Genomic DNA, 21410 nt, shown 5'->3' with positions numbered 1-21410 from the left:
GCTGCGCCGCATCAGGGCAGCGGCCCCGTGCGGAACAGGGTGACGCGCAGGCCGCCATGGGGGACGGGCGGGCCGGGCGGCAGGAAGGGCAGCCGCGTCTCCTGCGCCAGGCGGGATTCGTTGGCGATGAGGCCGACGCGCCAGCCGCTGAAGCGCGTCGTCAGCACCTGGCCGAGGGCGCGGTAGAGGGGCGCCAGTTCCTTCTTGTCGCTGATGCGGGTGCCGTAGGGCGGGTTGATGATGACGAGGCCGGGCGGACCCGGGGGCGGCATCAGTTCGCTGATCGTGGCCTGACGGAATTCCGTGAGCTCGGCGAGGCCGGCGCGCTCGGCATTGGCACGGCTTATGCTGATGGCGCCGGCGTCGCGGTCGCTGCCGTGGTGGCGCAGCGTGGTCCCGCCCTGGCGCTTGACGGCGCGCATGCGCTGCCAGGCCTCCTCGTCGAAGCTGGCGAGCTGTTCGAAGGCGAAGTGGCGGTTGCGGCCGGGGTTGAGGCGGGCGGCGATCTCGGCCGCCTCGATGACGAAGGTGCCGGAGCCGCACATCGGGTCCACCACCGGCTCGGTGCCGGTGTAGCCGCATTCCTGCAGAAACAGGGACGCCATGGTTTCGCGCATCGGAGCCGCGTTCACGGCTTCCTTGTAGCCGCGCTTGTGCAGCGGCTCGCCCGAGGTATCGATGCTGATGGTGCAGAGGTCGTTCTCGATGCGGGCCATCACGACGATTTCGGCGTCCGGCGAATGCGGCGCGCGGAGGCTTTCGCGGATGGCGGTCTCGATCCGCTGGGCGGCAGCGCCGCTGTGGTAGATCTTCGACTTGGCGCAGCTCGCCTCGACGCGGAAGGGCACGTCCTTGCGGAGGATCTCGGCCCAGGGCACGCGGCGGGCGCGGTCGTCCAGCTGGGCAAGATGGGTGACGCGGAAGCTGTCGATGCGGGCCAGCACGCGCCCGGCGCCGCGGATCCAGAGATTGGCGCGCCAGACATCGGGCCAGCCGCCCGAGGTGACGACGCCGCCGGGAACGGTCTTCGGGTGCTTGAAGCCCTTGCCGCGCATCTCCGCCAGCAGGGCGGGTTCCAGGCCGGGCGGGGCAGCGAGGAAGATCTCGAAGGTGTCCGGCGCCGTCTCGCCGGTGGTGCGAGGAGAGGTCACCAGCCCAGCGCCATGGCGGCGAGGCGGGCCTTCTCCGCCGGGCTCAGCCGCGGGCGGATGCGCGGGGGCTGGAAGCCGCGGGCGGCGAGGCGGTTCAGGATGCGGTGATAGGCCCACATCATGACGCGGGCGGGGCGCAGGGCACGGGCATTGGCGCCTTTGGCGAGTTCGGCCTCGGCGGCGGCGAAGCCCTCCTCGGCGCGGGTGAGGAGGCGGTGGCAGGCCTCGTGCAGGTCGCGGCGCGAGAGGAGCTCCTCCGGGTCGGCATCGGGGCCGAGCCAGGAGAGGGGGATGTAGACGCGGTTGCGCACCGCATCCTCGTCGATGTCGCGGAGGATGTTGACGAGCTGCAGGGTGCGGCCGAGGGCGAGGCCGAAGGCCTCGGCTTCCGGCGCGCCGAAGATGCGGACCGACATGGCGCCGACGCTGCCGGCGACGCGGCGGCAGTAGAGGTCGAGCGCGGCTTCGTCTGGGATGCGGAGGCTTGCGGTGGAGTCCGTCTCCATCCCGGCGATCATGGCCTCGCATTCGGACTTGGGCAGGTCGAAGGCCTGACGGGCGCGGGCGAGTTCGCGGGAGACGGCGCAGTCGGGCGCGTCCAGCTTCATGCGCCACTCGGCGAGGAAGGCGCGCTTCTCGGTCTCCGGCGCAGCGCCGTCGGCGATGTCGTCCACGGCGCGGCAGAAGGCGTAGACGGCATAGAGGGCGCGGCGGCGCTCGCCGCGGAGGGACGCCATGCCCTTGGAGAAGGAGGAGCCGGCGCGGCTGACGCGGGCGCGGACGAGGGCGGCGTCATCCGGGCCGTTGGTGGGGGCCTCGAGCAGGGCGGCGATCACATCCGCCTTGGTCAGCGCCACGCGGCCGGCCATGGGATCGGCGTTGCGGAGGCGGGCGAGGAGGCGGCGGGCGCAGCCGATGGTGGTGGCGGACTGGAAGGCCAGGCGCCGGCTTTTCAACAGGCGCGGCAAGGCGGCGGCTTCGTCCAGCAGCGTGTCGGTGCGGTCCAGAAGCGCGTCGAGCACGGCGCGGCGGGGGGCGGGCTGGGTGAAGACGGCGTCCTCTCCGCCGACCTCGGCCGTCCAGGAGCGGGGGAGGTAGACGCGGCCGATGGTGTCGCGGTCCACGCCGATGTCCTGGAGGTGGTTCAGCACCTGGAGCGAGGTGCAGAGGGCGTCGGCGGCCGCGTAGGCCGCCGGATCGGTCTCGCCGTGGATGCGGAGGAGGTACCGGCCGACCGGGTCCGCGGAATGGGCGCAGTAATCGGCCAGCGCGTTCCAGTCGGCACAGGGCTCGTTGCGGGAGTCTCGGCGGAAGGCGGTGAGCATCAGCCGCGCCTCCTCGATGCCGGCGCCGCTCTCGCGCAGGGCGGTGGCTTCCGGCACGCCGGGGGCGCCTTCGAGCGCGGCCTCGATCAGGTCGAGGCGCCGGAGCTTCTCGGCGGGATCGAGATCGGGGCTGTCGGCGATGTCGTCGGCCATGCGGACGACGCGGTAGAAGGCGAGGACCTTCGCGCGCACGGCGGGCGCCAGCAGGCGGGAGGCGACGGGGAAGTTCTCGGAGTTCGGCCCGCGCGTGGCGGGGCCGGCGGCAATGCTTGCACTCATGACGGGTCGCTTATGCTCCATCCGCGGCCGAGTAGGCGCGTCCTTTCCAGCCGGCGGGGCGGCCGAGGGCGGAGCGGGCAAGAGCGGTCCACTGGATGGCGAGGGCGGTGACGACGGTCGCGGGGTGCAGGGGGATGGTCCAGCTGGGTTCGCCCGCGCGCCAGGTGATGGCGGCACGGGTGAGAAGGGTGAGGATCAGTGCGGCGGCGGCCAGCGGCGAGGGCAGCAGCAGCCAGGGCAGGAGATGGCCACCGGCGAGGAGGAGAGTCCAGATCGGCAGGGCGACGGGGGTGGCCATACCCTCGCGGGCGTTCTTGATGAAGCCGTTCCATGCCTCACGGAAGCCGCCATACATCCGGCACTCGGCGAGGGGGGCGCCGTTCACCACCTCGGTGCGATGGCCGGCGCGCCTGATGTTGCGGGACAGGTGCAGGCCGTCATGCAGCAGGTTGCGGAAGGCAGAGTGGCCACCGACGGCCTCATACGCGCCGCGCTCGACGAGGATGAGCTGGCCGCAGGCGGCGGCCATCTCCGGGCGCTCGGTGAAGGCGCGGCCGGCGGCGGGGAGGTAGGCGAGCATCAGCAGGTTGATGGCGGGGACGGTCAGGCCCTCGCCGATCGTGCCCATGCGCTGCCGGGGGACGCCGGTGACGAGGGCGATGTTCTGCGACTGGGCGTGGGCGGCCATTTTCGCGGCCGCATCGGGGGCGAGGCGGACATCGGCGTCGATGAACAGCAGATGCGTGCCGCGTCCGGCCTCGGCGAGGCGGGCGCAGGCATGGACCTTGCCGGTCCAACCGGGTGGCAGGGGCGGTGCCTGGAGGAGGCGGAGGCGCGGATCCTGCGCGGCGCGGGCGGCGACGATGGCGGGGGTGGCGTCGCGGGAGGCGTCGTCCATGACCAGCACCTCGATGGCGACGCCGGTGCTGGCCAGCGCGGCGTCGAGGCAGGCGGCGATGTTGGCGGCCTCGTCGCGGGCGGGGATGAGGATGGAGACGAGCGTTCCGGGGGCGGGCGCGCCCCCTGCCCTGCCGAGCAGGAACAGGTTGGCGGCCGCCATGCCGGCGGGGAAGGCGGCGAGGGCGAGGGCGAGCGCGTCCAGCATCATGCGCCGGTCCCCTGACATGTCCGGTTTGTCACCTGGGCAGTCTAGCCGGATTTGGTGCCGTGGGCATGGCGGGGGTCAAAGCGGGTGCCGCGGGCCAGGGCGGCGAGGCGGCGCCAGAGGTCGTAGATGCCGCCCATGCCCTCACGGCCCGTGGTGAGGGTGGTGAAACGGGCGGGGTCGCGGGTGATGGCGTCCTCGGCCAGGCGGTCCATGGTGGCGGTCAGCGCCTCGCGGATGCGGGTCTCACGGGCGTCGCGGTCCAGGGCCAGGAGGTCGGCGGCGGGGATGGGCGGGCCGAAGGCGGCGAGCATCTCGGGGCGGCGCTCGGTCCAGAGGACGTAGTCGAGGGCGAGCGGGATCACCACAGCGTCGGGCGCGATCTCGGGCAGGCGGGTGACGCCGGGGGCGATGATGACGGGGCGCTCGCGCACGTCCTGGAATTGGCCGGGGGCATTCATCCAGAGCATGGCGGGGGGCGCGGCGAGCACCTCCTTCGCGGTGCGGAGGAAGGCGACGGCGCCGCGCGGGCCGGGCTCGATCCCGAAGACGCCGAGGCGGCGCATGAAGCGGTACTTGGCCAGCGCCGCGGCTTCCATGGGGATGTAGACGTGGCGCCTGGGGAACAGGCGCGTGGGCAGCAGCATGAAGGCCACGCCGTCCCACCAGGACGGGTGGTTGGCGAGGACGATCAGCGGCCTGCCCTCCGGGTCCTGCGGCAGACCCCAGGGGGGAATACGAAGCGCGCCCATATGGCGGCGGAAGAAGCGCGCGAAGATGAAGTGGTAGAAGCGGAAGAGCGCCGCGTGGCGGAGTTTAAGCGGCGACTCTTCCATCGGTACTTATTCGGCGGCTTGCGGGAGCAGCGCGTCGCGGGTGCCGGCGAGGCGGGCGGCATCGTTCATGCCCTTGCCGCCCATGTCCTGGTCCATCGCGTCGGCAGCGATCCAGCCGGACATCATCACCATGGGCATGCCCGGGCCGGGATGTGCGGCGCCGCCGGCGAGGTAGAGGCCCTTCACCGCCTTGGAGCGGTTGCCGGGCTTGAAGGCGCCGGTCCAGGCGCCGTGGGAGGCGAGGCCGTAGATGGCGCCGTCCAGCACCTTGTAGCGGTCGTGGATGTCCTGGGGCGTGAGGGCCCGCTCGACCACGATGCGGCTCTCGATGTCCTCCATCCCCGCGGTGCGCTTCAGCTTGTCGAGGATGACCTGGCGATAGGCCGGGAACATCTTCGACCAGTCCTGGCCGGGGCGGAGATGCGGGGTGTGGACGAGGACGTAGAGGGCTTCGCCGCCGTCCGGGGCCACGCTCGGGTCGGTGGAGGACGGGGCGGCGAGATAGGCGGTGGGATCGGGGGCGGGGATGCCCTTCTTGTAGATGGCGTCGAACTCCTCCTCCGCATCGCGGGAGAAGACGAAGTCGTGGTGGGCGAGGTGGTCGTAGCGCTTATTCAGGCCGAGATAGAGCACGACGCCGGAGCAGGCGGGCTCGAAGCCCTTCTTCTCGTATTTGCGGCCGGTCTTGCCGCCCACCAGCTCCTTGTAGGTGCGGATGGCGTCCATGTTGGAGATGACGGCGTCGAAGGGGATGGTCTCGCCCTTGGCGACCACGCCGGCGACGCGGGTGCCGTTGTCGCGCAGGTCGAGGCCGGTAACCTCCGTGTTGGGGCGCAGGTCGGCGCCGAGGGATTCCGCGAGTTTCGCGAGGCCTTCAGCCACGGCGCGGGTGCCGCCGACCGGGTACCAGATACCCTCGCTCGCCTGCATGTCGCCGATGGAGCAGAGCACGGCCGGCGCGAGATAGGGCGAGGAGCCGACATACTGGCAGTAGTGGTCCAGCATCTGCGCGAGCCGCGCATCGGGCACATGGCCGCGGATGACCTTGGCGACGCGCTTGCCCATGCCGAGCGCCATCACGTCCTTCAACGTGTTGGCCTGCATGTTGGCGCGGAAGTCCATCGTGTCGGTGATGCCCTCCACGGACTTCCAGAAGAAGAAGCCCTCGGAGATGCGGTGCAGGTTCTCCGACATCTTCTGGAAGTCGCGGTAGCCGGCGCCGTTGCCGGGCGCGAACTCGTCCATGTCGCGCGCCATGGCGTCCACGTTCTCGCGCAGGTCGATCCGCGTGCCGTCGTCGAAGAAGCAGCGCCATTGCGGGTCGAGGCGGATGAGCGGCAGGTCGCGGGCCTGCTCGCGGCCGGCCTCGGCGAAGATGCGGCGCAGCACGCGGGGCACGGTGAGGATCGTCGGGCCCATGTCGAAGCGGAAGCTGCCGCCGTTGCGGCCGCCGGGCTCGTGCGGGGCGTCGAGGTTCAGCACGGCGGCCTTGCCGCCCAGCCACTCGTTCTTGTCGAACAGTGTGACCTCGTGCCCGCGCGCCTGGGCGACGCAGGCGGCGGCAAGGCCGCCGAGGCCGCCGCCGATGATCGCTACCTTCGCCATGCTCAGATCCTCGTGGAGACGGGTGCGCGGCCGAGATCGCGCAGCAGCAGGTTGGCGCTGATCCGCGCGCCCTCGTAGATCACCGGCAGGCCGGAACCGGGATGGGTGCCGCCGCCGACGAGATACAGGCCTTGCGTGTCGCCGAAGCGGTTACCGGGGCGGAACATGAGCATCTGGCGGAGATCATGCGCCAGGTTGAAGGTGGCGCCATAACCCACGGCGTAGTCGTCCCGCCAGTCGCGGGGGGTGACAACCTTCTCGTAGCGGATGCGGGATTCGATGTCGGGCACGCCCAGAGTCCGTAGGCGGTCGAGCGCCAGCTTGCGGTAGCGGGCGGTGTCGGCCTCGGTCCATTCCTGGCCGTGGGTCATGTTGGGCACGGGCACCAGCAGATAGAGGCTGGAATGGCCAGGGGGCGCCATCGTCGGGTCGGTGACGGCGGGATTGTGCAGGTAGAGCGAGGGGACCTCGGGCACGATGCCCTCCTCGATTTCCTGGATGTTCCGCTGGTATTCCTGGGACAGCAGGATCGAGTGATGGGCGAGGTCCGGAAAGGTGCCCTCCACGCCGAGATAGAGCATGAAGGTGGAGCAGGAATAGCGCGCCTTGCCGATGCGCTTGTCCGACCATTTGCGGCGGATGGCATCGGGGACCAGCCGCGGCATGGCATGGGCGAAATCGGCGTTCATCACCACCGCATCGGCCTCGATCCGCGCACCGGCCGCCTCGACCGCGGTCGCGCGGTTGCCGTCGAAATGGATCTTCTCGACCGGGGTATCGAAGCGGAACTCCACGCCGAGATCGGCCGCCACGCGCGCCATCGCGGTCGCGACGGAGCCGCAGCCGCCGCGCGGGTGGAACACGCCGTGCTCGTATTCGAGGAAGGAGAGGATGGTGAAGAGGCTGGGGCAGCGGAACGGGCTCATCCCCAGGTATTTCGACTGGAAGGAGAAGGCCAGGCGGGAGCGCGGGTCGCGGAAGTGGCGGCGCAGGTCGGAATCCACCGAGCGGCCGGGCTTCAGCATCGGCAGTGCGCGCAGCATGTCCGGCGCCATCAGGTCCGCCGCCTTGCTGAAGGCGCGTTCCAGCACGGGGCGGAAAGCGGCGAGCTTGCGCCGGTTCTCCTCCATGAAGGGACGCACGCCGGCGGCGTCGCGCGGGTCGATCTTGGCGACCTGCTCCTCCATCCGGGCAAGGTCCGGGGTGGCGTCGAGCGTAATGTGGCCCGCGGCATCCTCGAAGATCAGGCGGTACTGCGGGTCGAGGCGGATCAGCTCCACCTCCTCCTCCAGCACGGCGCCGCATTCCTTGAAGATTTCAGCGAGGATGCGGGGATAGAGGAAGAAGGTCGGGCCGAGGTCGAAGCGGTAGCCGCCCTCCCCTTCTACCGTGCGGCTTCGGCCGCCGATGACGCGGTCCTTCTCCAGCACAGTCACGCGCAATCCGCGGGCAGCGAGCAGCATGGCGGAGGCAAGACCGCCGGGACCGGCCCCGATCACCACGGCATGGGGCCGTTCGGGAGGTAAGGCGGGGCGGCTTAGGGCGTTCACTCGGGCTCCGGCGATCAAGGTGGGTCAGGATGTTTGGCGGGATGGCAAAGGCGCAAGGTGTTCCCGCGTGCAGACCATGCGGTCTTGCGAAGGCGTGAACCGCGGCCGGCGGGTCAGGTCGGTGCCAGGGCTTCGGCCAGCCTGGCCCCCGCGCGGGGCAGGAGGCGGTTGAGAAAGAAGGCGGCATCCCCGGCCAGGGCGGGCTCCACCACCGCAACGCGGGCGATCCAGGCGCCGCCGAGGACCCAGCCGGCGGCATCGAGGAAGGGAACGGCGGCGGCGCCCGCGGCCTCTGGCGAGGCGGTGGCGAGGTGTTCGGCGGCCTCGGCCAGCGCCTTTGCCGGGGCGTCCAGCGCGGGGTGGGCGGCGGCGGCTTCGCGCGTGAGGGCGAGGAAGGCGGGCAGGTCGCGCGGCAACTTGCGGGCGACAAGGTCCATGGCCTGGATACCGTTGGTGCCCTCGTAGATCGGGGCGATGCGGGCGTCGCGCCAGATCTGGGCGGCCCCGGTCTCCTCCACGAAGCCGGCGCCGCCATGGACCTGGATGCCGAGCGAGGCGATCTCCACCCCGCGATCGGTGCACCAGGCCTTGGCGATGGGGGTAAGGAGGGCGAGGCGGGTTTCTGCCTCCGGCTCCCCTGCCCTGCCCCGGTCGAGGGAGACGGCGCAATCCAGGGCGAGGAGGCGGGCAGCTGTCGTGGTGGCGCGCATCTCGGCCAGCATCCGGGCCACATCCGGATGCTCGGCGATGGGGCGGCCGCCCTGGACGCGATCGGCGGCATAGGCTTCGGCGAGCCGGGTGGCGCGGGCGCATTGGCCGACGCCCTCCACCCCCACCGCGAGGCGGGCGGCGTTCATCATGGCGAACATGGCGGGCAGGCCGCGATGAGGGGTGCCGATCAGCTCGGCCTCGGCCTCCTCGAACAGCATGGTGCAGGTGGGCGAGGCGTGGATGCCCGGCTTGCGCTCGATGCCGCCGCAGCGGACGCCGTTGCGGCGGCCATCCGGCAGGATCTTCGGGCAGGCGAGGAGGGAGATGCCGCGGGACCCCGCGGGGGCGTCCGGCAGGCGGGCGAGGACGAGGTGGAGGGTGTTCTCCGCCAGGTCGTTCTCGCCCCAGGTGATGTAGATTTTCTGGCCGGTGATGCGGTAGCCGCCCCTCTCATCCGGTGTGGCGCGGGTGCGGATGGCGGAAAGATCGCTGCCGGCCTGGGGCTCGGTCAGCGCCATGGTACCGTTCCACGCGGCCGAGATCAGGGGCGGCAGGTACCGCGAGGCCTGGTCCGGGGTGGCGTGATGGGCGAGCAGCTCGATCGCGCCGGCCGTCAGCATCGGCATCAGCGCGAAGGCCATGTCGGCGGAGGAGGCGAGTTCGAACACCGCAGCCCAGAGCGCGTGGGGCAGGTTCTGGCCGCCATGCTCGGCGGGGGCGGCGATGCCCTGCCAGCCGGCTTCCTGCCAATCCTTCAACAGAACGGCATAGGCGGGCGGGGTGCGGACGCGGCCGTTCTCGAGCGTGCAGCCGGCCCGGTCGGCCTCCAGCCGGCCCGGGGCGATGCGGGTTTCTGCGAAGCGGGCGGCTTCCTCAAGGATCGCGGTCACGTCCTGCTCGGCCAGAGGGGTTCCGAGACGGGTGGCAAGGGCAGGCAGGCCGTGCAGGCGGTTGAGGGCGAGGGCGAGGGTTTCGGCCGTGCTCGGGGCGGGGATCATGCGGCGACGTCCGTGCCCGCGGACTCGCCCGCGGCCCAGGCCGGGAGGGCGGCCATGCGGGTGGGATCCTCGAGCGCCTCGGCGACGGCGCGGCCGAGAACGGGGCCGAATTTGAAGCCGTGTCCGGAGAAGCCGCTCATCACCACGCAGCACTCCGACAGGGGTTCGACCACGAAGCGCTCCGCGGGCTCGACATCGTAGTAGCAGGCGCGGGCCTCGGTGACGCGATAGGATTCGGCGCCGGCAAGGCGCGGCAAGGCGAGGGCGAGGATGGCGTCGCGCTCCTCAGCACTGGCAGCACGGGGGTCGTCGGGGTCTCCGGCGAGGGAGAAACGGTGGTCGCCGATTTTCAAGCCGGTGCCGGCGACGGGAGGGACAGCGTAGAAACCGCCGCCTCCGGAGAGGTCCAGCACCATCGGGGCTTGCGCCCAGGCTTCCCGGTGCTCGGGCGGGGGGTCGAGATAGACAACGATCTGGCGGGAAGGAGTGACGCGGGCGGCAAGGCCAGGCAGCAGGCGGGGCGCCCAGGGACCGGCGGCGATGACGAGCTGGTCGCCCTCCATCACCCGGCCATCGGCGAGGGTGAGGCGGGCGCGGGCAGGGTCCACCGAGCTGGCGCGGCCCTGGAGAAAGTGGACGCCGCGGGTTTCGAGATGGCGGGCGAGGCCTGTGACGATCTGCCGGGCCATCAGCACGCCGCCCCGGGGGGCGAGGAAGGCGTCGGACAGGCCGTCGGGGCGGAGCCAGGGAAAGCGGCGCGCCAGATGGTCGGGGGAGAAGTCCTCGAGCGTGTGGGAATGGGCGCGAAGGCCGCGGCGGCTGGCGGCAAACCAGTCGGCGGCGTGGCCCCCCGAGGCGGAAACTGGCCCGCCGGCGAGGGCGAGGACCCCGGTCTCGGCATAGGGGCGCTCGCCGATTTCTTCGAACAGGAGGTCCCAGGAATCGTAGGCCGCGTCGACCATCCGCATGTAGCCGGCGGCGGCACCATAGGCGTGGCGGATCAGGCGGTGGTCGTCCACCGAGGAGCCGCGCGGGTTCGGAATCGGATCCGCCTCGATCACCGTGACCCCGTGGCCGGCGCGATCCAACGCCCAGGCGGTGGAGAGGCCCATGATCCCGGCCCCGAGGACGAGAACGTCTCCCATCCCCCTATTCTGCGCCAGGGCGGGGCCGGGTGGAACCCGGGGTGGGGTCAGTGGGCCTTCGCGGCCGCGTGGTCGGGCTTCAGGGGATCGTGGCCCCAGTTCATCAGGCTGTAGCGCCAGCGGGTGTGCTCGATGTCGCCATCTGGGCGCTGGGCCATGTGGCGGTGCACGTAGCCGACCACCTTGCGCATATGGGCGAGGTCCTCGGCGGAGGGGTGGGACAGGCCACCATCGAGCAGGCGGAGAATGTGGCGGCCGCTCTCATGACCGACGGCCTCCGTCTCGCCCTCATGGGTGATGCCGACCGAACGGCTCTCCTCGGTCTCCAGCCACTTGCGAAGAGCGGCGGGGGTCATGTTCACCGCCTCGCGGAAGTCGCGCAGGGTCTCCTTCGGATCGGGCTGGCTCACCGGGTGCTTCCCTTCTTTGGGGCCGGCTTGGCCGGGGTCCTCTTCGCGGCGGGCTTGGCCGTGCGCTTCGCCGCCGGGGTGGCGGCGGCAGCAGCGCGGGCGGGCGCCTTGCGAGGAGCGGCGGGCTTGCGGGAGGCGGTGGGTCGCTTGGCGGGCGCGGCGCGTTTCGCGGCTGCCGGAGTGCTGCGCTTCGGGGCGGTGCTCGCGGCGCGCTTCGGGGCGGCCTTGCTCTTCGGTGCCGCGGCTGTCGCCCGCTTGCTAGGGGCGCGCTTCGCGGCCGTCGCCGCGGTGCTGCGCTTCGGTGTCGTGCTCGCGCTGCGCTTCGGGCTCGCCGCGGCGGCGCGCTTCGGGGTTGCTGAAGCGGCGCGCTTCGGTGCGGCAGGCTTTTTCGTGGCTGTGACCGCACGCTTCGGGGCAGCCTTCTTCGGCGCGGCATGGCCGGTGTCGCGCGCCTTGGCGGTCTTGCGCGCCACGTCCCCCGGCTGGCGGGAGAACTGCTTGCCCTTCGCAGTGTCGCGGCGCTTGGCGGCGGTGGTGCGGGCGTATTCCCCATCACTCAGGGATTCGCGGGCCTTCTTCGGCAGGTAGCGCTCGCCGGTCTCGCCGCTTTCCTTACCGGACTTCGTGCCCCACTCCTCCTCCGTCCACTGGTGGAGGTGGTTATCCTCGGTCTTCTTGCCCTCGTAGCCACCGCCGGCCTTCTTGTATTCCTGCACGGCCATTTGCGCCTTGCGCGCCGACCATTCGCCGGCGTCCCCGCCCTTGCTGCCTTTGGTGACGCGGTTTTTCACCTTCTGCCAGAGCTTCTCGTCGGTGCGCTTCGCAGTGGCGGCCATGGGGCGCGGTTCCCGTTCTGATCCGTGGGCGAACGCGCGGGGATTCAGCGCGGTTGCGTCAGGACGGGAAGAGGATGACGCGACCGGTGAGCGAAGCGCCGTTCGCGAGAGCGCGCATGGGGCCGAGAGGGGCGAGGTCCGGGCGGTTGGCGGCGTCGGGGATGTGGCTGACAGGTTCGGCGCAGATGATGGTCGCACCGACTGGCGCGAAAACCTGAATGTTGCGGGACCAGGATTCCTCCCCGCGCAGGATGAAGGCCTGCTCGCCGAGGGCGAGGCGCGCGGTGCCGTCCCAGCCGGTGAAGTGGGTGTCGAGCCCGGAGAAGGCGTCCTCGCCGCCGTCGATGCCGGACGAGGCGACGGATTCGACGGGCAGGTTGCGCGCATCGCGCGTCAGCAGGCCGGCCGCGTGGAAGGCCAGGCGCGTGGCGGCGGGGCGGGTGAAGAAGGGGTGCCAGCCCGTGCCGAAGGGCGTGCCATCCGCGCCCGTGTTGGTGACGGTGAGAGTGAGGGCGAAGGAGTCCGTGAGCGCCAGCTCCATGCGCGCGTCGTAGCGGTAGGGGCCTTCCGCGCTGGATTGGGTAAGGACGGCGCGGTCGGCCGCGTGGTGCTCCACGGCCCAGGGATGTTCGCGGGAAAGGCCGTGCAGCGCGGTGCGCTCGGCCACGCGGTTGCAGGGGAAGTGGTGGACGCCGCCGGGATAGGGAAGACGGCCCGCATCCAACCGGTTGGTCCAGGGCAGCATGACGAAGGCGCCGGCCCAGCTGTCGTTGGGGTCGGCGCCGTCGGGCAGCGGATGCAGCACGTCCCGGCCGCCATGGGTGAGGCTGGCCAGGGCGCCACCGCGCGCGGGCAAGAGCGTGGCGCGCCAGGCGCCGCCCGCGATCTCGATCATCGGTGGTGTCAGTCGAGCGAGAACTGATCCTTCGGCGAGGGCTTGGCCCGCGTATAGTCCATCGCGGTGTAGCCGCCGCCCTGGTAGCGCTCGGTGACAGGATCGCCGGAGAGCTTGCCGCCGACCTTATCCTGGAAGACGTCGGCGCTGTCCTGCGGCTCCCAGCCGATGCGGTCGCGGTGGTCCTTGCCCCAGTAGGTCGCCTGGTTCTTGGACGCCCCCCAGACCACGGCATGGCCAATGCGCGGCGCCTGCAAGAACTTTTCCATGAGGCGGGAGAGATCGGCATAGGAGAGCCAGGTGGAGAGCATCCGCGCATCCGCCGGCTCGGGGAAGGAGGAGCCGATGCGAAGGTTGAGGTTCTCCACCCCGTGCTTGTCCCAATACATCCGGCCCATCAGCTCGCCATAGGCCTTGGACAGGCCGTAGAAGCTGTCGGGGCGGAAGGCGCAATCGGCGTCGAGCAGCTCGCCGTTCCCCGCCGGGCGCTCGTGGAAGCCGATGGCGTGGTTGCTGCTGGCAAAGAGGACGCGGATCTTCTCGCGGCGGGCGGCCTCGTAGATATGGTAGAGGCCGCGGATGTTCGGGCCGAGCACGACCTCAAAGGGGTGCTCCGTGCTGATGCCGCCGAAATGCAGGATGGCCTGGCAGCCCTCGGCGAGGCGGAGGATGGTGGGGCCGTCGTTCAGGTCGGCCTTGGTGAAGCTGGAACCCTGCGGAACCTCGTCCGGGAAGGGGGCGATATCGGTCAGGCGCAGGGTGTAGCCGGCCTTCGCCAGGGCGGAGGCCAGGGCGCGGCCGAGATTGCCGGACGCCCCGGTGAGCAGGACGGGGCGGGTCTTGTCGGTCATTCGGGCCTCGGAAGGGGTTCGCGGTGCGGGCCAACATCGCCCGCCCGCAAGGTCAGTGGAAGAGGGAGGGCAGCCAGAGCGAGACCGCGGGGATGTAGGTCACGATCATCAACACGATGAAGCTGGCGAGGTAGAAGGGCCCACTGGTCTTCGTCGCGTCCCACATCGAGACCTTGCCCACGGCGCAGGCCACGAAGAGCAGCGGGCCGACAGGCGGGGTGATGAGGCCGATGCCGAGATTGAGGATCAGCACGATGCCGAACTGCACGGGGTCCATCCCGGCCGCGATCGCAACGGGCAGGAAGACGGGCGTGCCGATCATGATCAGCGGCGCCATGTCCATGAAGGTGCCCAGCACCAGAAGCACGACGTTGATCAGCAGCAGCATCATCAGCGGATCCGACGTGATCTGCTTCATCATCGCGACGGCCGCGACCGGCACCTGCATCAGCGCCATCAGCCAGCCGAAGGCCGAGGCCGTGCCAATGATGAGCAGCACCATGCCGGTGGTGCGGCAGGCACCCAGCACGGCTTCCTTGAAGCCATCCAGGGTGAGGCTGCGGTAGACGAGGCCGATCACCAGCATCGCGTAGATCACGGCGACGACGGCGCTTTCCGTTGCGGTGAAAATGCCCGAGCGGACGCCGGCGAAGATGATGACGATAAGCATGAGGCCGGGAATGGCGCCGAAGGCCAGGCGCAGCAGCGCGCCCCAGCCCGGGAACTTCTCCCTGGGGTAGCCGCGGCGAACCGCGACGATCCAGGCGGCGAACATGATGGCCAGCATAAGCAGCAGGCCGGGGATGAGGCCGGCGGTGAAGAGATCCGCCACCGAGATCGCGCCGCCGGCGGCGATCACATAAAGAATCATGTTGTGGCTGGGCGGGATTAGCAGGTCGATCAGCGCCGCATTGGCGGTGACGTTCACCGCGTAATCCGGCGCGTAGCCGCGGGCGCGCATCTGCGGGATCATCACGCCGCCGACCGCGGAGGCATCGGCCACCGCCGAGCCGGAGACGCCGCCGAAGAGGGTGGCGGCGACGACGTTCACCTGCCCCAGCCCGCCGCGGAGATGCCCGACCATGGCGGAGGCGAGGGCGACGAGGCGGTCAGCGATTTGGCCGCGCATCATCAGGTCGCCGGCGAAGATGAAGAATGGGATCGCCAGCATGGAGAAGATGTTCATGCCGGAGGCGATCTGCTGGAAGACCACGATGGCCGGCAGGTCCATCCAGAGCACGGTGATGAAGGCGGCGATGCCGAGCGCGAACGCAACCGGCGTGCCGATCAGCAGCAGCAGCGTGAAGCTGCCGAGCAGGACCGCAATATCCATCGATAAGGCCTTTGGGGCGCGCTCAGGCGTCAGTGAGGATGGGAGTGGGGTGCAGGTCGGCCGGGGCCTGGCGGCCAGCGGCATGCGCGACCAGCCGTTCGATCCCGAAGAGGGCGATGAGCACGCCGCCCAGCATCAGCGGCATGTACTCGACCGCGCCGTTGAGGCCGAGCGTGGGCAGGGTGGTATCCGCCACCGCGATCGCCAGCTCGCCGGTGAACCAGGCCATGCCGAGGCCGAAGGCAGTGATGCAGAGGTCGGAGAGAAGGTCGAAGAAGCGGCCGACAGGTGCGGGCAGCACGGTTTTCAGCACGTCGAAGCCCATATGGAAGCCCTCGCGCACGCCGACGGCGGCGGCTCCCATGATGGTCCAGGCCATCAGCAGCATGGCCGCCGATTCGGCCCAGGCGGGCGTGTCGTTCAGGACGAAGCGCCCGAAGACCGCGTAGCTCACCACCCCCGTCATCGCGAGCAGGGCGAAGCCCGCGACGAAGAGGGCGACGCGGCAGATGGCGTCCAGCACGTTGGAAAAACCGCGCTGGGCCGTATGCAGACGGCCGCTCTCCGCGCCAGTGATCATGATCAGGTGGTTTCCCGGATGCGCGAGACGATGCCCTTCATGCGGGCATCGCGCACGAACTGGTCGTAAACCGGGCCCATCGCCTGCTCGAAGGGCGCCTTGTTCAGCGTGTTGATCTGCGAGCCGGCGGCGATGACGGCGGCCTTCGCCTCGTCGCTGCGGGCCTGCCACAGGCGGCGCATCTCGGGCACGCTGTCCTTGGCGGCCTGGCGCAGCAGATCCTGCAGTTCCTTGGGCAGGCGGTCATGGCTGCGCTTGGAGATGACGAGGATCTCGGGCGCCATCGAGTGCTCGGAGACGGAGTAGAACTTCGCCACCTCGAAGTGCCGGAAGGACTGGTAGGAGGGGTAGTTATTCTCCGCGCCGTCCACCACGCCGGTCTGCAGGGCCGAGTAGACCTCGCCGGTGGGCAGCGGCGTCGGGTTGGCGCCGAAGCCGCGCATCATCGCCACCCACATGTCGGAGGCCTGCACGCGGATCTTCTGGCCGCGCAGGTCGCCGGGCTCGTTGATGGGCTTGGTACGGGTGTAGAAGCTGCGCGCGCCGCTGTCGTAATAGGCGAGCGGGATGAGGTTGTGGCGCACGGCGCCCGAGACGATGTCGTCGCCGATCTGGCCGTCCAGCACCCGGTGCATGTGATCTTCGCTGCGGAACAGGAAGGGCAGGCCGGGAATCACCGTCTCCGGAATTAGGCTGTTCAGGCTGGCGGAGTTCACGCGGTTCAGATCGATGACGCCGAAGCGGGTCTGCTCGAGCGTGTCCTTCTCCTCGCCGAGCTGGCGGGAGCCGAAGACCTGTACGCGCAGGCGGCCGTTCGTCTTCTCCTCGAGCTGCTTGCCCATGAACCGCACGGCCTCGACCGTCGGGTAGCCGTCCGGATGGACGTCGGCGGAACGCAGCGTAATGGTCTGGGCGGAGGCGCGGCCGGCGAGGAACGGCGTGGCGAGCGCGCCGAGCAGCACGGCCCGGCGCGGGGCGTGAATGGTCATGGACTCTCTCCCGAGATTTGGGTTTTTCCTTGAGAGGCCCGACGCACGGTAACCCCTTGGTTATTCGCAAGTTGCTTTGTCGGCTGGCGGACTGTCAACTGCTATTGCATTGCCGGGTCGTCACCTTGGCCGCATCCTCCGACGCATGAGAACGCTCGACGATGCTGCCCAGGCTCTGGCCAGCGGCGCAACCACCTCCGTGCAGCTCGTGCAGGAGGCGTTATCCCGGATCGGGGATCCTACAGGGGAAGGCGCGCGCGCCTTCGTGGCGGTGCAGGCCGAGGCGGCACTCGCGGCAGCCGGGGCGATGGATGCGCTGCGCCGCGTCGGGCGGGCGCCCAGCCCTTATGCGGGCATCCCGATCAGCATCAAGGACCTGTTCGACCAGGCAGGGGTGGTGACAGCCGCCGGATCCCGCGCGCGGCACGACGCGGCGCCGGCCGCTGCGACGGCGCCGGCCATCGCGCGTCTGGAGCGGGCCGGATTCGTCGTGCTCGGGCGGACGAACATGGTGGAGTTCGCCTTCTCCGGCACAGGGCTGAACCCCCATTATGGCACGCCGCGCGCGCCCTTCGGGCGGGACACGGGGCACGCGCCGGGCGGCTCCTCCTCCGGCGCCGGCGTAGCGGTGGCGGACGGGATGGGGTTCGGCGCGATCGGGTCCGACACCGGCGGGTCCTGCCGCGTGCCGGCGGCGCTGTGCGGCATCACCGGTTACAAGCCGACCGCGCGGCGCGTGCCGCTGGCGGGCGCCTTCCCGCTCTCGACCTCGCTCGACAGCATCGGGCCTCTGGCGCCGAGCGTGGCCTGCTGCGCCGTGCTGGATGCGGTGATGGCCGGCGCGGAGGATGACGCTGCTCCCCCTGCCCTGCCGCTGGAAGGCCTGCGGCTCGGGCTGCCGAGCGCGACCTATCTGTTCGACGGGCTTGCCCCGGCCGTGATCGCGGCCTTCGACTTGGCGCTGCGGCGGCTGGAGGCGGCGGGTGCGCGGCTGATCGACGTGGCCTTGCCGGAGGTGGCGGAGATCCCGGCGGCGAATGCGACGGGCGGCTTCGCGGCGGCGGAAGCCTGGGCGCTGCACCGCGAGCTGATCGGGCGCGCGCGGGAGATGTACGATCCGCTGATCCTCGCCCGCATCGAGCGCGGCGCGACGATGACGGCGGCGGAGCTGATCCAGTTGATGGCGGAGCGGGCGCGGATCATCGCGGCGATCGCGCCGCGCACGGCGCCCTTCGATGCGATCATCGCGCCCACCTGCCCGCTGACGCCGCCGGCGATCTCAGACCTGGAGACGGCGGAGGCCTTCAACCGCATCAACATGCTGCTGCTGCGGAACACGGCGGTGGGGAACTTCCTCGACCGCTGTTCGATCAGCATCCCCTGTCACGGGGAGGGCGAGGCGCCGGTGGGGCTGATGCTGACCGGCGAGCATATGGGCGATGCGCGGTTGTTCGCGGTGGCGCGGGCGGTGGAGGGCGCGCTGCGGGCTGTGTGATCCCGATCTGTGGAACCAGGGAGAGGAAGAAGGAATTCTTCCTCTCCCCGACCCCCTCACCATCATCTTTTTCTATCGGTTGGGATCGATCAGCTGACGGTGCGCCTCGGGTCGCGGACCCAAGGCGACTGGCGGGGCAGGACCGCGGTAGCCAGATGGGGGTCCAGAAGCCTCAGGCTCCTGGCCGGTGAGGTCCGGAGAGGGCGGAGCCCTCTCCGGGGCCGGTTCAGCTACCGGGGTTCGCGAGGTAGCCGACGATGTCGCGCCGGTCGGCCTCGTTCGTCACGCGGATGGGCTGGCGCGTGCCGCGCACCTTGCCCTGCGGGTCGGACAGGAAGGAGTCCAGCTCCTCCACGCTCCAGGTCAGGCCGGAGGCCTTTAGCGCGGGGGAGTAGTTGAAACCTTCCGCGCTGGCGGCCGGGCGGCCAACCACGCCCTGCAGATACGGGCCGGTGCCGTTGCGGGCGGCGGCCACCTGGTGACAGACGCTGCATTGGCGCTGGAACAGCGTCCGGCCCCGGGCGGGGTCGGGCGCGCCCTGGGCCAGGGCGGGCACGGCAAGTGTGGCGAGCGCCAGGGCGGCGAAGACAACCTTCATCGACAAGACCTTCACGAGGAACCCAGCCGGGCCTTGGAGAGGGGCAGGCTGCGGATGCGCTGGCCGGTGAGAGCCGCCACCGCATTCGCCACCGCGGGCGGCACGCCGGGCACGCCCGGTTCGCCAACGCCACCCAGCGCCGCGCCGCTCTCTACGATCTTCACATGAATCCGTGGCATGCGGGACAGCGGCAGGATGGAATAGGCGTCGTAGTTGCGCTGCTGGGGCACGCCGGCCTCATAAGTGATCTCCTCCAGCAGGGAGGAGGAGAGACCGATGGCGGCGGCGGACTGCACCTGCGCCTCGATGATCGCGGGGTTCACGGCATGGCCGGGATCGATCGCGATCCACAGGTCGTGCACGCGGATCTCGCCCTCGGTGATCGAGACCTCGGCGATGGTCGCCACCTCGGAGCCGAAGGGAGAGGCCATGGCGACGCCGCGGGCGCGGCGGGTGCCCTCCACCTCGAACGGCCCGCGCTTCCAGCCGCCGGAGAGCTCGGCGACGGCGCGCAGCAGCGTCGCGTGGCGCGGCTTGTCGGCCAGCATGGCCAGCCGCATCTCGTACGGGTCCTTGTTCCCGGCGGCTGCCAACTCGTCGAGGAAGGACTCGTAGAAGAAGTCGTTCATCGAATGGCCGACGGAGCGCCAGAAGGAGATGATCGGCGGCTGGCGCAGCTTCACGCAGTCCACGCGCTTGGCGGCGATGTTGTAGGGCTTGCCGGCGATGCCCTCGACCATCGAGGAATCGACGGGCTGGTTCGGCGTGAAGTAGCGGCCAATCGGGCCTTCGCCGATGGCGGCGCCGTGCAGCGCGACGGGCATGCCGTCCGCGCCGACCGCACCCTTGAAGCGCACGAAGCCCATGGGGCGGAGGCCGTCGCGCAGGAACTCCTCCTCGCGCGTCCAGAGCACCTTCACGGGCCGGTTCACGGCCTTGGCGAGAGCGATGGCCTGCGGATACGGCGCGGCCGCGTCGTACAGGAAGTGCCGGCCGAAGAAGCCGCCGAGGATTGGAGAGTGGATGCGGATCTTGCCCGGCTCCATCCCCGCGATGCGGGCGGCGGTGGCCTGGAACATCTCGGGCGCCTGGTTCGGCACCCAGAGGTCGAGCGTGCCGTCCTCATTGAAGCGCGCGATGGCGGAGGGCGGCTCGATCTGCGCGTGGGCGAGATAGGGCGCGTCGTACTCCGCCTCGATGGTCTTGGCGGCACCGGCAAAGGCGGCGTCGAGGTTGCCGTTCTCCTCGGCGGGGCTGCCGGCACCGCGCTCGGCGCGCAGCGCCGCGAGCATGCCGGCGGAGGAGAAGTCGGCCGGCATCGCGCGGTCGTTCCTGCCGTCCTTCCAGGTGACGGTCAGCGCCTCGACGGCCTTCCGGGCGCGGTACCAGCTGTCAGCCAGCACGGCGACGGCACCGGGCAGGCGCTGGACGGAGTGGACGCCGGGCATGGCGCGCACCTCGGCCTCGTTGGCGAAGCTGTCGGGCTCCTGGCCAAGGCGCGGCGCATGGGCCACCGCGGCCTGCAGCATGTTCTCGACCTTGAGGTCAATCGCGTATTGCGCGCGGCCCGTGGACTTATCGCGGATGTCGATGCGCGGGACGGGCTTGCCGATGTAACGGAAGCTCGCAGGATCGCGCAGGGCCGCGACCTCGCTCGGCTGCAGCTTCCAGGCGGCCTCGACCAGCTCGGCATAAGTCGCGCGGCGGTTGGAGCCGCGGTGCAGGACGACGCCGTCCTCTGTGGTCAGCTCGGCCTCCGGCACGTCCAGGCGGGCGGCGGCGGCGCGGACCATCAGGTTGCGGGCGGTGGCACCGAGCTGGCGCATGGTGGCGTAGCTGGAGCGCACCGAGTAGCTGCCGCCGGTCAGGCGACGGCCGTTCACCACGAGGTAGTCGGCGCCGGGAGGGGCGCAATCCACGGTGAAGCGGGCCGGATTCACGTCCAGCTCCTCGCCGACGATCTGCGCCATGGCGGTGGCGATGCCCTGGCCGCCCTCAACGAACGGCGAGAGCAGACGAACGGTGCCGTCCGCGCGGATCTCGAGGAAGGCGGGCACCTGGGTGCCGGGGCGCGGGGCTGCGGCGGCCATGCCTTCGCCCTGGGCGCGGGCGGGGCGGCCCTTGATCATCGTGCCCAGCAGCAGCGCGCCGGTGGCGGCGCCGAGGATGCCGCGGCGGGAGAGATTGGCGACGCCCGTCTCAGGAATCACCACTTCGGCCGGGAGGGAGCCGGGGGGAAGCATGCCGTCCATGTGCGTGCTCCCGCTCAGGCCGTCGCGGCCTGCCGCACGGCGGCGGCGATCGCGTTGTAGGTGCCGCAGCGGCAGAGATTGGTCATCGCGGCCGCGATGTCCTCGTCCGTCGGCTTGGGGGTCTGCTGCAGCAGGGCCGTCGCGGCCATCACCTGGCCGGACTGGCAGTAGCCGCATTGCGCGACCTGCCGCTCCACCCAGGCCGCGACCACCTTTGCGCCCACCGGATCCCGCTCGACCGCCTCAATGGTGGTGACCTTGGCACCGACCACGCTCTCAGCGGGCGTGACGCAGGAGCGCGTCGCGTTGCCATCTACCAGCACCGTGCAGGCGCCGCATTGCGCGATGCCGCAGCCATACTTCGTGCCGGTCATGCCGAGCGTGTCGCGCAGCACCCAGAGCAGGGGGGTGTCACCCTCGGCATCCACCTGCCGGGTTTCGCCGTTGATCGAGAGTTCCAGCATTG

At 70.6% G+C, this 21410-nt stretch carries 19 protein-coding genes; 1 reads left to right on the top strand and 18 read right to left on the bottom strand.

Going from position 1 to position 21410, the window contains the following annotated elements; all coding sequences use genetic code 11:
• Positions 1 to 11: 11 nt before the first annotated feature.
• The 15 genes from ACVBD7_RS00385 to ACVBD7_RS00315 all read right to left on the bottom strand — a co-directional run bounded on the left by ACVBD7_RS00385 (position 12) and on the right by ACVBD7_RS00315 (position 16599).
• Entirely contained in the window at positions 12 to 1151 is a 1140-nt protein-coding gene (locus ACVBD7_RS00385) for a THUMP domain-containing class I SAM-dependent RNA methyltransferase (protein ID WP_458095542.1), read from the bottom strand.
• Positions 1148 to 2755, bottom strand: coding sequence for a squalene/phytoene synthase family protein (locus tag ACVBD7_RS00380; protein WP_458095541.1), 1608 nt, complete (start codon positions 2753 to 2755; stop codon positions 1148 to 1150). The genes ACVBD7_RS00385 and ACVBD7_RS00380 overlap by 4 nt, the downstream gene beginning before the upstream one ends.
• Before the next feature lie 10 nt (positions 2756 to 2765).
• Entirely contained in the window at positions 2766 to 3881 is a 1116-nt protein-coding gene (locus ACVBD7_RS00375; protein WP_458095540.1) for a glycosyltransferase, read from the bottom strand.
• 23 nt (positions 3882 to 3904) lie between these two features.
• Complete coding sequence (locus ACVBD7_RS00370) at positions 3905 to 4696, bottom strand: lysophospholipid acyltransferase family protein (RefSeq protein WP_458095539.1); 792 nt, start codon at positions 4694 to 4696, stop codon at positions 3905 to 3907.
• A 6-nt stretch (positions 4697 to 4702) separates the two neighbouring features.
• On the bottom strand, positions 4703 to 6301 hold the full coding sequence (locus ACVBD7_RS00365) for a phytoene desaturase family protein (RefSeq protein ID WP_458095538.1): 1599 nt from the start codon (positions 6299 to 6301) through the stop codon (positions 4703 to 4705).
• A 2-nt stretch (positions 6302 to 6303) separates the two neighbouring features.
• A complete protein-coding gene (gene crtI, locus ACVBD7_RS00360) occupies positions 6304 to 7851 on the bottom strand; it encodes a phytoene desaturase family protein (protein WP_458095537.1) in 1548 nt (515 codons plus the stop codon).
• Positions 7852 to 7964: 113 nt separating this feature from the next.
• Complete coding sequence (locus tag ACVBD7_RS00355; RefSeq protein ID WP_458095536.1) at positions 7965 to 9560, bottom strand: acyl-CoA dehydrogenase family protein; 1596 nt, start codon at positions 9558 to 9560, stop codon at positions 7965 to 7967.
• On the bottom strand, positions 9557 to 10705 hold the full coding sequence (locus ACVBD7_RS00350; protein WP_458095535.1) for an FAD-dependent oxidoreductase: 1149 nt from the start codon (positions 10703 to 10705) through the stop codon (positions 9557 to 9559). Before ACVBD7_RS00350 ends, ACVBD7_RS00355 begins: the two co-directional genes overlap by 4 nt.
• A gap of 47 nt (positions 10706 to 10752) precedes the next feature.
• Positions 10753 to 11115 carry a DUF3140 domain-containing protein gene (locus ACVBD7_RS00345; protein ID WP_458095534.1) on the bottom strand — a complete coding sequence of 121 codons (363 nt, stop codon included), beginning with the start codon at positions 11113 to 11115 and terminating at the stop codon, positions 10753 to 10755.
• A complete protein-coding gene (locus ACVBD7_RS00340; RefSeq protein WP_458095533.1) occupies positions 11112 to 11951 on the bottom strand; it encodes a hypothetical protein in 840 nt (279 codons plus the stop codon). The genes ACVBD7_RS00345 and ACVBD7_RS00340 overlap by 4 nt, the downstream gene beginning before the upstream one ends.
• A gap of 58 nt (positions 11952 to 12009) precedes the next feature.
• Positions 12010 to 12846: an aldose epimerase family protein gene (locus tag ACVBD7_RS00335; RefSeq protein WP_458095532.1), complete on the bottom strand. Its 837-nt coding sequence runs from the start codon at positions 12844 to 12846 to the stop codon at positions 12010 to 12012.
• An 8-nt stretch (positions 12847 to 12854) separates the two neighbouring features.
• Positions 12855 to 13697, bottom strand: coding sequence for an NAD-dependent epimerase/dehydratase family protein (locus tag ACVBD7_RS00330; protein WP_458095531.1), 843 nt, complete (start codon positions 13695 to 13697; stop codon positions 12855 to 12857).
• 52 nt (positions 13698 to 13749) lie between these two features.
• Complete coding sequence (locus ACVBD7_RS00325) at positions 13750 to 15030, bottom strand: TRAP transporter large permease (RefSeq protein WP_458095530.1); 1281 nt, start codon at positions 15028 to 15030, stop codon at positions 13750 to 13752.
• A 22-nt stretch (positions 15031 to 15052) separates the two neighbouring features.
• Positions 15053 to 15610, bottom strand: a complete 558-nt coding sequence (locus ACVBD7_RS00320; RefSeq protein WP_458095529.1) for a TRAP transporter small permease — start codon at positions 15608 to 15610, stop codon at positions 15053 to 15055.
• Positions 15611 to 15612: 2 nt separating this feature from the next.
• Positions 15613 to 16599, bottom strand: coding sequence for a TRAP transporter substrate-binding protein (locus ACVBD7_RS00315; protein WP_458095528.1), 987 nt, complete (start codon positions 16597 to 16599; stop codon positions 15613 to 15615).
• Between the two features lie 145 nt (positions 16600 to 16744).
• Between ACVBD7_RS00315 and ACVBD7_RS00310 the strand changes: the two genes are divergently transcribed.
• On the top strand, positions 16745 to 18094 hold the full coding sequence (locus ACVBD7_RS00310; protein ID WP_458095527.1) for an amidase: 1350 nt from the start codon (positions 16745 to 16747) through the stop codon (positions 18092 to 18094).
• A 226-nt stretch (positions 18095 to 18320) separates the two neighbouring features.
• Here the strand turns inward: ACVBD7_RS00310 and ACVBD7_RS00305 are convergent, their stop codons facing one another.
• From ACVBD7_RS00305 to ACVBD7_RS00295, 3 genes are read right to left on the bottom strand one after another with little or no spacing between them, the layout of a single operon-like run.
• Positions 18321 to 18692 carry a c-type cytochrome gene (locus ACVBD7_RS00305; protein WP_458095526.1) on the bottom strand — a complete coding sequence of 124 codons (372 nt, stop codon included), beginning with the start codon at positions 18690 to 18692 and terminating at the stop codon, positions 18321 to 18323.
• A gap of 11 nt (positions 18693 to 18703) precedes the next feature.
• Complete coding sequence (locus tag ACVBD7_RS00300; RefSeq protein ID WP_458095525.1) at positions 18704 to 20944, bottom strand: molybdopterin cofactor-binding domain-containing protein; 2241 nt, start codon at positions 20942 to 20944, stop codon at positions 18704 to 18706.
• Between the two features lie 14 nt (positions 20945 to 20958).
• On the bottom strand, positions 20959 to 21408 hold the full coding sequence (locus tag ACVBD7_RS00295) for a (2Fe-2S)-binding protein (protein ID WP_458095524.1): 450 nt from the start codon (positions 21406 to 21408) through the stop codon (positions 20959 to 20961).
• Positions 21409 to 21410 lie beyond the last annotated feature (2 nt).

The organism is Roseomonas sp. WA12 (assembly GCF_054165765.1).
This window is presented reverse-complemented; position numbering and strand designations above follow the sequence as displayed.